Source organism: Rhodonellum sp. (genome assembly GCF_030656585.1).
GTDB classification, from domain to species: Bacteria; Bacteroidota; Bacteroidia; order Cytophagales; family Cyclobacteriaceae; genus Rhodonellum; species Rhodonellum psychrophilum.
On sequence record NZ_JAUSPP010000030.1, the window covers coordinates 1 to 9,510 of the forward strand.

General features: G+C 42.4%; 9 protein-coding genes. All 9 read right to left on the bottom strand.

Translation table 11 applies throughout. The annotated features are described in order from the left end of the window. A partial coding sequence (locus Q7J63_RS07010) for a hypothetical protein (protein ID WP_304884974.1) occupies positions 1-422 on the bottom strand: 422 nt, incomplete at its 3' end. Between the two features lie 43 nt (positions 423-465). After that, entirely contained in the window at positions 466-1,065 is a 600-nt protein-coding gene (gene ruvA / locus Q7J63_RS07015) for a Holliday junction branch migration protein RuvA (RefSeq protein WP_019597909.1), read from the bottom strand. Then, positions 1,062-3,332: an NADP-dependent malic enzyme gene (locus Q7J63_RS07020; protein WP_019597908.1), complete on the bottom strand. Its 2,271-nt coding sequence runs from the start codon at positions 3,330-3,332 to the stop codon at positions 1,062-1,064. Before Q7J63_RS07020 ends, ruvA begins: the two co-directional genes overlap by 4 nt. Before the next feature lie 21 nt (positions 3,333-3,353). Next, the gene (locus Q7J63_RS07025) at positions 3,354-4,460 is read right to left on the bottom strand and encodes a DUF4837 family protein (RefSeq protein WP_019597907.1); all 1,107 of its coding nucleotides are present in this window, start codon (positions 4,458-4,460) and stop codon (positions 3,354-3,356) included. Between the two features lie 81 nt (positions 4,461-4,541). Further along, a complete protein-coding gene (locus Q7J63_RS07030; RefSeq protein WP_026333642.1) occupies positions 4,542-5,972 on the bottom strand; it encodes a lytic transglycosylase domain-containing protein in 1,431 nt (476 codons plus the stop codon). Positions 5,973-5,989: 17 nt separating this feature from the next. Beyond that, positions 5,990-7,420, bottom strand: coding sequence for an Asp-tRNA(Asn)/Glu-tRNA(Gln) amidotransferase subunit GatA (gene gatA / locus Q7J63_RS07035; protein ID WP_019597905.1), 1,431 nt, complete (start codon positions 7,418-7,420; stop codon positions 5,990-5,992). Positions 7,421-7,432: 12 nt separating this feature from the next. Beyond that, positions 7,433-7,636, bottom strand: a complete 204-nt coding sequence (gene tatA / locus Q7J63_RS07040; RefSeq protein ID WP_019597904.1) for a twin-arginine translocase TatA/TatE family subunit — start codon at positions 7,634-7,636, stop codon at positions 7,433-7,435. A 111-nt stretch (positions 7,637-7,747) separates the two neighbouring features. Beyond that, entirely contained in the window at positions 7,748-8,977 is a 1,230-nt protein-coding gene (locus Q7J63_RS07045; RefSeq protein ID WP_304884983.1) for a murein hydrolase activator EnvC, read from the bottom strand. An 18-nt stretch (positions 8,978-8,995) separates the two neighbouring features. Beyond that, positions 8,996-9,510: DUF4292 domain-containing protein (locus Q7J63_RS07050; protein WP_304884981.1), on the bottom strand; the 515-nt coding region annotated here is incomplete at its 5' end.

Genomic DNA, 9,510 nt, shown 5'->3' on the forward strand with positions numbered 1-9,510 from the left:
TCCATTCCCCTGGATCGGTTGCGCCAATACTCCTGCCTGATTCGGAATTCCTGGAGTTTTGAGAAATCCTCAAAATCATAGACATAGCCTGATTCCACATCTGTTGAATCCAACTGATCTTGAATTCTATACTTCAAAACAGAATCCAGCTCAACTTGTATCTTTTGTTCTTTGGCCTCATTGAGATAAAATGGCGAATACCGTTTACTGAAGGGGTTTTGGCTTGGGTATAATGGATTTGTGTTCAGGTTTTGCCACAAAAGAAAAGAGGGGAGCATCCTTCTTTTATTGAGGGAGTCCATTCTTGTGTTTAGCGTATCAATATTTGTTTGTTGGGCCTTGGCTTTCGCTATCGGGAATAATGAAAAATTCAAGAGCAGGAGCGCTATTGTCGGGAAGAAGAAGACTGAACGCTTTTCCAAAAAAAAACAGCTACAGCAAAAGTCCAATTGGTTTTTCTATTAATTAAGAAGTCTTTAAAGATGCTTTAATTAAATCTTCTAAGGAAATTTCGTTCCCTGTTTTTTTCAAAACTGTCGCTATATTTTTCTCGGCGGCTGCTTTTGGAAAACCCAAAGTAATCAATGCTTGCAACGCTTCTTCACGGGTTTTATTACTTTGTTTCATAAAGCCTTGTGGGGCAGTAGCATTGTCCAAAAGGGAATCCTTTCTCACCTTGTCCTTCAATTCCAAGATTATTCTTTGGGCAGTTTTTATTCCAACGCCTTTTACATTTTGGATGGTTTTGTCATCTCCTTGGATAATGGCCTGCTCAAGTTCTTCGGTACTTAGGGAGGATAAAATCATCAAACCAGTGTTCGGACCCACTCCTGAAATGGAGATCAGGTTTAAAAATAATTTTTTCTCAGATTCTTCTTTGAATCCATATAGGGTATGGGCATCCTCTTTGATGTGTAAAAAGGTGAGGAGCATTACCTGCTCCTCATCTTTTATTTTTGAATATGTCTGAAGGGATATTTTGACTTGATAGCCAATCCCACTTATGTCAATGATGACATAAGTGGGGTCTTTAAAGACAAGTTTGCCTTTTAGATATACGATCATAGAGCACTTTGCGTTTGGGCATCGACCACTGCAATCGCTACCATATTGACGATTTCCCGGATGGAACTTCCCAATTGTAGGATGTGCACGGGCTTGTTCATCCCCAAAAGAATCGGGCCGATAGCCTCGGCATTTCCGATTTCTGAAAGGAGTTTGTAAGCGATGTTACCGGAGCTTAGGTCGGGGAAAATCAAAGTGTTGGCTTTTTTTCCAATCAAGGCACTGAATGGATAATTCTCTTTTTGAATTTCCTCATTTAATGCGACATTGGCCTGCATTTCACCCTCAATCACCAAGTTAGGGAATTTGGCTTTTGCAATCTCTGTGGCTTTGGCAGTTTTTGAAGCGACTTCTCCCTTGGCTGAGCCAAAGTTTGAATAGGAAAGGACCGCAATTCTTGGCTCAATATCAAAGAATTTGACTCCACTGGCAGTCAATCCGATGATTTCCGCCAATTCTTCAGCAGTTGGATTGAGATTAACGGTCGTATCGGCAAAGAAATAGGGGCCTTTTGCGGTATTCATGATGTACATTCCCGCAACCCTGTCCACTCCGGGTTTGATCCCGATAACTTGAAGGGAAGGAAGAATTGTTTTGGGATAATCCTTGGTAAGACCCGAAATCAGCGCATCTGCTTCACCCAATTGCACCATCATCGCGCCAAAATAATTTCTGTCCCTCATCAACCTGTAACACTCAGGTGCGGTTAAACCCTTTCTTTTTCTCTTCTCAAAAAGAACGCTGCCAAAGTGGCTTAACTTGTCTTCATTTTCATAAGGATTGATGATGGTGACACCACTCAAATCCAACTTGTTCTCCTCAATTAGGTTCTTGATTTTGTCGGTGTTGCCCAGCAAGATTGGAATGGCAATTTTTTCATCCCGAATGATTTGAGCAGCTTTCAATATTTTGATATTGTCAGCTTCGGCAAACACGACTCTTTTTGGATTCTTTTTCGCTCTGGAGATCACTCTTGACATCAGGCGTTGGTCAATTCCAATACGCTCCTGAAGTTCAAGTTCATAGGCTTCCCAGTCAGTAATGACGGTTTTGGCGACACCGGATTCCATGGCTGCTCTTGCTACTGCAGGTGCAATGGTAGTGATGAGTCTTGGGTCAAGTGGTTTTGGAATCAGATAAAATCTACCGAAAGCCAATTTGCTGTCTCCATAGGCTTTGTTAACTATCTCGGGTACGGCTTCTTTGGCAAGTTTGGCAATCGCTTTGGTGGCTGCCAATTTCATCTCTTCATTGATCGAGGTTGCTCGGACATCCAATGCTCCCCTAAAAATGTATGGGAATCCCAAAACGTTATTCACTTGGTTGGGATAGTCAGATCTGCCTGTAGCCATGATAAGATCTTCGCGGGAAGACATTGCCAATTCATAGGAAATTTCGGGATCTGGATTGGCCAATGCAAAAACAATTGGATTGGGTCCCATTAGCTGGATTTGTTCGGCTGTCACTACATTCCCAGCGGACAAGCCCAAGAATACATCCGCGCCAGTCAAGGCATCGGAAAGGGTATGGATATCCCTATTGGTAGCAAAAGCCCTCTTGATATCATCAAGATCGTGTCTGTCCGCACGTATTACACCTTCTTTGTCACAGATGACAATGTTTTCAGGATTGACACCCAAACTGATGTAAAACCTCGTACAGGAAACTGCAGCAGCTCCAGCTCCCAAAACCACAAGCTTGATATTTTCAAGTTTTTTGTCCACCACTTCCAGCGCATTGATCAATGCCGCTCCAGAAATAATTGCCGTCCCATGCTGGTCATCGTGCATGACAGGGATATTCATCTCTTTTTTCAGCGTGGTTTCAATTAAAAAGCATTCCGGTGCTTTGATATCTTCCAAATTTATTCCGCCAAAAGTGGGCTCAAGCGATTTTATGATTTGGATTAGTTTGAGAGGATCTTTCTCGTCGATTTCTATGTCAAAAACATCGATACCTGCAAATTTCTTGAAAAGGACACCTTTTCCTTCCATAACGGGTTTTGATGCTTCTGGTCCGATGTCACCAAGTCCTAATACTGCTGTGCCATTGGTAATCACTGCGACAAGATTTCCTTTTGCCGTGTATTTGTAGACATTCTCTTTATCAGCAGCTATTTCCTTGCAGGGTTCAGCCACACCGGGTGAGTAGGCCAATGCAAGGTCAATTTGACTTGAGAGGGGTTTGGTCGGAACCACTTCGATTTTACCTGGTTTGCCTTGGGTATGATAATTTAATGCGTCTTCTCTTCTGATTTTAATCGCCATAAAGGTGTATTGTGTGTTTAATTAGCTTTCCTTTTCACCTTTTGGGGCTACTTCTGTCGCTAGCAATAGGGTTTCAATTTCTCTTATAGATTCACGGTGGGATTCATTTGGGTAGTATAGAAAGCCTTCCATATAATACAGTTTTCCTTCCTTGCTATCTACGATCGCATAAGCCAAAAAGGAACCTCCCATACTCAGGTTGTTTGTTTTCCAACCGCCCCTGATTTCGACCGCGTAATTGTTATTGATCATAAAATTTTTAAATACGGGGGCGGGATCCACCGTCTCAATCACCAAGTAAGAATTTCTGTTGTTGGGATCGCCATAAATATGCTTCCGGGTGATTTCAGTTCTCAGTTCAATAATGGATTCCGGCGAGACTTGATCCTCGGAGACATAGTCGGTTTCGTAAAAGAAAAGACTGATATCTGGCCGATTTCCTGTTGGTGTAGGTTGTCTTAACCATAAAAAATCATTCTCTTGTTTGGCGATCTGATAAGAAGCAGGGACATTTATTTTCAACCCTAGGGGTTCTCCTGCCACACTTGCAGAGGAGCTTTTTCTGGCAAGCAGCAATTTGGCCAATCTGTCCCTTTCTCTGACCGCGAATAAGTTTTGAATCTTACCTTTATTGATTTCAAGATTTTGGATAAGTTCCTGCTCACTGTTTCCGAAAAGGTAGATTACTTCTTGGCCAAGTGCAAACTCATCAACCTTTCTCAGTAAATAGAGCGAGGGGTCAGACAGTGCTTTTTCTTTTGATTCTTTCGTAAACTGGGAATTGATGTTTTGACTGCCTGCTTTTCTGTCATCGAAGGTGGTGACATAGACGATGTTGGTGGCCATGCGAAGGATTCGTGACATGGCTCTCGGATCGACTCTCCTGATGGTAAATATGCTTTCATCTCGAATGAGTCCTTGGAGATCCTCTTGGAAGACTTCTCTCAAGGCAACACCGACAGGGCCTTGCCATTTGACAGAATCGATGGCCAAAACTATTTCTCCAATAGCCCCTCTGGCTTTGGGTTTCATGGAGGAAGCCGTCTCCGAATTTTCTTCACAGCTCCAAAGTACCATACTTGCCATAAATAGGGCAAGTACCAATAGGGATTTGTTTTTTATGGACATAACTTTGAATTTTTAATGGATCAAACGCTCACAGTTTATTAAATGGAGGAATAATAAAAAAGTAAATACCAATAATTTAGTTTATCCTATGATTAATTTTTGCCCCGGCTTGATTTGATTTGAATTCAGGTTATTGAGTTTTTTGATTTGATCAATATGAATTCCATTCAATTTTTTTGAAATCAACCAGAGCGAGTCACCCGGCTGGACGATATAGACTTTAGGGTTTTCGATTGACGAAGGGGATCGTTGGGTGTTTTGGGCAATGTTTTGATCTGGGGATTTTTGCGAGGCAAAAATGTAGAGTGTTTGCCCAATCTTAATGGTGTTGGAAGTCAGGTTGTTCCAACTTTTGATGTTGTCCACTGTGGTCCCATGTTTTTGGGCGATTTTCCCCAACGCATCACCTGATTTTACTTTATAAGGGATCCGTTCTTGGTTGGCGGTAGAAACGTTGGTTGTGGCCGCAACTGCGGGTTTGTTGGTGTTGATGCTGTTGGGTTGCCGAAGGGCGACATACCTGTCCGAAGTCAACTTCACGGCATTTGAAAACTCGTTAAGATTTTCTGTTACGTAGTCGGATTTTGATTTTGGGATACGTAGGGCAAGATTTTGATGTGAGGCGGGAATCAATCTATTTTGAATGGAAGGATTGAGCTGTTCCAAATCGGCGATGCAAATGTCCGTCATTTTGGCGAATTTCTCCAAATCCAATTCTTGGTTGAAGAGGATTTTGTCATATGCAATGGGGTAGGAGGGATGTTCCAAGACGAGATTGTGTTCCTCGGCATATCTCAAAACATACATCATTGCCTGAAATTGGGGGACATAGCTTCTGGTTTCTTTCGGAAGATGATCATATATTCCCTCAAAAGTCTTCTTCCCACCGGATTTCCTGATGGCTTTTCTGACGTTTCCAGGGCCACAGTTATAGGCAGCAAGAGCGACTTCCCAATCCCCAAACATTCTGTAAAGGGATTTTAAATACTTTGCTGCGGCATCTGTTGCCATTTCCGGATCCATTCTGTCATCGATATCACTGTTGGCGTGCAGGTTATACATTCTTCCAGTAGCAGGCATAAACTGCCATAGTCCCATTGCGCCTACCCTTGATTTTGCTTTTGGATTCAGTCCGGACTCGATGATGGCCAAAAACTTTATATCATCTGGCATGTCGTGCCTTGCCAATGTTTCTTCAAAAAGAGGAAAGAAAATATCCTTTCTTTCCAAGACCATTCTCGAATATTCCCTATTTCTGACCGCAAAATAATTGATGAAGGAAAAAATCCTTTCATTCAAATTGAAGGACATTTCCGTCTCCATTGCACCCACTCTTGTGGCTACTTGCTGGTAGGTGAAATCAGGGATGTAATCAAATTGATATTTTGGAGAAATCGTCTCCTCCTCAATGGAGACATTGTTGACTAAAAAAAGTTCCTGACCATGAACAAGTGGACCCCCTATCAAACCTAAAATAAGGGATAAAAAGAAAGGCGGGATGAATTTTTTCATGGTCAGGTATTTTGATTTCAATTGCTGTTAAACGCTGACAAATAATTTGCAAAAGCATAAAGTTCTGCTTCCTTGAAAGAGTTGGTAATGATCTGCAATCCGATCGGAAGTCCCAATTTGTCTTTGCCATTTGGGATGGACAATGCGGGAACTCCTGAGACGGAGGCTTGTACGGTGAAGAGGTCTTCAAGGTACATGGCCACGGGATCGTTACTGTGCTCTCCAAACTTAAACGCCGTAGATGGCGTGGTCGGCATGATAATATAGTCAAATTTATTCAATAAATCCTCAGTGGATTCCTTGATCATTCTTCTTACTTTTTGTGCTTTGGTGAAATAAGCATCATAATAGCTGGCGCTAAGGACGAAAGTGCCAAGCATGATTCTTCTCTTTACCTCTTCGCCAAAACCTTCGGATCGCGTAAGCTTGTACATGCTCTCCAGATTATGGGCATTGGGAGTACGGTACCCATATTTAACGCCATCAAATCGTGAAAGATTTGAACTCGCTTCGGCAGTGGTCAAAATATAATAGGTGGGAAGCGTATATTTTAGCAAGGGGAAATCAACTTCCTCAACTTGATGCCCTTCGTTTTTGAGTTTCTCCAATACAGCCAAGGTGTTGGCCTTGATCTCTGGCTGCAATGCCGGGGATTCAATTGTTTCCTTGATATAGGCGATTTTCACACGTTTATCAAAGTGGAGCAGTTCGCTGTATTTTGGGACAGGTTTTCTAGATGCGGTACTGTCAAAATTATCATGGCCAGCCATGATTTCCATCACAAGAGCATTGTCCTTTACCGTTTTTGAAAACACACCAATGGTGTCAAAAGAGGATGCATAGGCAATCAATCCCCATCTTGAAACCCTGGAATAGGTAGGTTTGATACCCACTATACCAGTGAATGCTGCAGGTTGTCTGACTGATCCGCCTGTGTCCGTTCCCAGGGAAACGGTGCAAAGGTTGGCTTGAACAGCTACAGCCGACCCGCCCGAAGAACCACCGGGTACTCGGGTTTCGTCAGCGGCATTTAGGACACGTCCATGAACTGAGTTTTCGTTTGAGCTTCCCATTCCGAATTCGTCACAATTCAATCTTCCGATTACAATTGCATCTTCGTCGATCAATCTTTGTACCGCTGTGCCGGTGAATTGGGACTCAAAACCTTGTAGGATTTTGCTTGAAGCATTGGCTTCATGCGCATCATAACAGAGAACATCCTTAATACCAATGACCATCCCGGCAAGTCTACCCGCTTTGCCACTGGCGATTTTTTCATTGATGAGTTCGGCCTGAGCCAAAGCAGACTGCTCATAAACTTCAACGAAGGCGTTTAGATGCGCCTTCGTTTGAATATTTTGGAGGTAGTATTTAACAATCGCTGAACAATCAGTTTCTCTGTTTTCAAGCGATTTTTTTATTTCATCGAAGGAAATGAATTTTTCCAAGGTTTGATTTTTTTAGTCTTTTTTCTTTTTTTCCTTTAAACCCTCTTCCAAGTCATCTTGAATTTCTTTGGTGGCGTCTTTGAATTCTCTTATTCCTCTACCTAACCCTCTAGCCAATTCGGGAATCCTTTTGGCACCAAAAAGAAGGACAATTACCAAGATGATCAATACTATTGATCCACCTCCCATATTTTGTATGAATCCCAATGTTGTCATGACGTTGTTGTTTAATGATTATGTTTTACAAAGATATAACTGTACCACTCTAACGCAAAGGATTGGATGGTCGTTATCTTTCTTTTTTATAAAGATACACTTTTTTTATTTCTATCTGCCTGTAAGCCAAATGGACGGGTCCATAGGCTGAAGTCCCTTCCAAGATTCGAAATGGACTTCAGCCACGCCTTCCTTATTGGTGAAAACATGACCGAGCAATTGTTTGGCTTTCACAGTTTGTCCGGATTTAACTGAAATTACCTTTAGTTTGCTGTACATGGTGTAATATTCACCGTGCTTGACTACAATGGTGCCACCATATCCGGGAATCGTGAAGATTTTCGTCACCACTCCGTCAAATACGGATCTCACGCCCGCGTCTGGGTTGGTTTGAATGTCTATGCCGTCATTGTCTTCCGAAATCCCTTTCAAAGTAGGATGTGGGTGTGTTCCGAATCTTTTGGAAATAAATCCGCTTTCAACCGGCCAAGGGAGTTTCCCCTTGTTTCCCGCAAAGGAACTTGACAAGGCCGCTGCCTCTGGGGTAAGTGGAATGGAGCTTCCCGATGCGGTAGTGGTTTTTGTGTTTTTCTTTTTGGCTTCTGCTTCCGCACGTCTGATCTCTTCTTCGATAATCTGTTTGATCATTCGGTTGAGACCTTCTTGTTGTTTTTTCGCAGCTGCTATTTGTTTCCGAAGATCTTTTTCCTGCTGGGTCAGGTTATTGACAATTCCCTGTTGTTCCTTTTTGGCGACATCCAGTTGTTGCTTTTGTCGCTGCTCCTGATTGATGACTTGTTGTTTTTCTACCCGCTTGTCTTCCAGTTTTTTTCGCTGGGAGGCAAGGTCGGCTGTTACGAGTTCTATTTGTTCAACCTGTTTTTTTCTGGCGTCAGTATATTGCTTGAGGTATTTCAATCTCATGTAAAATTGCTTGAACGTAGTAGAGCTAAAAACGAATGCAGTCATCGTCAGGCCGCCATTCAGCTTGGACGCAGTATAGATCATTTTGGAATACTCAGCCTTGAGATTTTTCAGGTCATTTTCCAGATTGAGGATCATTTTTTCCGTTCCGGAAATCTCCTTGTCGATCAGGACTACCTCACGGCTGAGTGTGTTGATATAGGTGATTCGGGTTTGGAGCTGTTTGTTGACGACATTGAGCTGCCCGATGGAAGTCTTTTTGGTTTCAGCTGTTTTTTTGAGGATGTTGTCAAACTCCATCAGTCGCTTTTGAATATCCGCTTTTTCGTTTTCCAACTGCTCCCTTGATTTTTTGGTTTGCGCAAACCCTGTGTGCCATGGAAGGGCTCCCAAAACAAAAACCAAGCAAAGCACCATTATTTGTTGCTTCATATTCTAAAATTGAAAGGGAAAAGAGAGTGAATTTTCCTGGGTGTCAATTTTTGTCATTTCCACAAGAATAATGAAATTTTGGATTTCCTCCGGAATTTTAAAGGAAAGTTTGACCAGCATTTTGCTCGGGAAAGGTTGTTTGTTTACGGTTTCAAATGAGGGATAACTGGCCAATAAAGCACCAAGATTGTTGAGTGAATTGCTTGTCAACTCCTCGACTTTCCCATGTGTGGTACTGACCTTTGAATGGTACCTCACGCCATCCCTGACTTGTGTGAGTTCAAAAGACTTTCCGATCCGCAGTAATCTGTCCCTGTAGCTGAATTCATTTGGGATGTTTGCAAACACGAGGTTTTGGAAAGTTTCCAAGGAAAGTTTCAAGCCAAATCTGTCTTCAAATTCGGTAAAGTTCATGTTGATGTCTTCACCGTTCATTCTGTCTTTGATCCTGATTTTGTCCCTTGTCACCATGCCTCGCACCGCTTCAATGCCCAAACCTGGTGTAATGCTGAACCATA

Excerpts from the sequence above, each read along its gene's own strand:
- ruvA (WP_019597909.1), bottom strand. The coding sequence starts at position 1,065 with ATGATCGTATATCTAAAAGGCAAACTTGTCTTTAAAGACCCCACTTAT.
- Q7J63_RS07020 (WP_019597908.1), bottom strand. The coding sequence starts at position 3,332 with ATGGCGATTAAAATCAGAAGAGAAGACGCATTAAATTATCATACCCAA.
- Q7J63_RS07025 (WP_019597907.1), bottom strand. The coding sequence starts at position 4,460 with ATGTCCATAAAAAACAAATCCCTATTGGTACTTGCCCTATTTATGGCA.
- Q7J63_RS07030 (WP_026333642.1), bottom strand. The coding sequence starts at position 5,972 with ATGAAAAAATTCATCCCGCCTTTCTTTTTATCCCTTATTTTAGGTTTG.
- tatA (WP_019597904.1), bottom strand. The coding sequence starts at position 7,636 with ATGACAACATTGGGATTCATACAAAATATGGGAGGTGGATCAATAGTA.
- Q7J63_RS07045 (WP_304884983.1), bottom strand. The coding sequence starts at position 8,977 with ATGGTGCTTTGCTTGGTTTTTGTTTTGGGAGCCCTTCCATGGCACACA.